The organism is Vibrio sp. 1402, from assembly GCF_033340275.1.
The window spans coordinates 1-792 of the sequence record NZ_JAWOWE010000179.1; the positions used below are offsets into that span (position 1 = coordinate 1).

Here is a 792-nt window from a genome sequence, read left to right on the forward strand (position 1 = left end):
CCGTGATCAAAAGACCTTCACCTGACAACGCACGGTCGTATTCCGTTTTTCTTCTGTTTTCGAAGTAAGCTCTTGGACCTTGCTGTTTCAAGTACGGATCGAGATACACCACACCCTCGCCTTGACGAGTCTCGATTGTGCTAGAACCAGACGCTTCAATCACTTTCGGTTTGATGAAACCAGCAGCTTCCTTACTCCATGCCAACATATTGACCGGCGTTTCCCCTGCATACGTATCACCTTGTTTACTTGCCCAACTTCCGCCACCCATTAATCCCCATTGGCCAACAGAGCCGGAATGTTTGTAGGAGTACAAATCAGGTAGACCAAGCATCAAGTGTCCAAGCTCATGGGCAATCACGCCCATCGTAGATTGATGGTCACCTTGGAAGTCAGCAAACAAACAGTAATCTCGAATGGTCTTTCCATCGATCTCAATCGCATTATGACTATAACGATGAGGCCAAATGTACGGCGTATTTACCGAACCGGCAGATTTGTCATACCCCGCAAATACAAACATCACAGACAATTCGTCAGGTGTGATTTTGTCGTCGTTATTCAAATCGTAAGTAGACAAATCCACATAACGGTCTAACTTGTCGTAAGCAGCTTTAAAAGCCTCATTGAGCTTACTGTCACAAGTCGCATCATTTTTTGAGTGGCAGTTCGGGTGAGCGATATCCAACGTAAGGTCGATGACACCATCGTTCGCTGTACCTTCCGTTTCTTTCGCAGGCTCTACGATGTAACGTCCGTAACTATTTTTACTGAAGTAGTCTTTTACACTTT

1 protein-coding gene is annotated in these 792 nt (G+C 45.5%); it reads right to left on the reverse strand.

From position 1 onward, the window contains the following. On the reverse strand, window positions 1–792 hold a 792-nt coding region (locus tag R7044_RS24930; RefSeq protein ID WP_225455963.1), incomplete at both ends, for a M6 family metalloprotease domain-containing protein.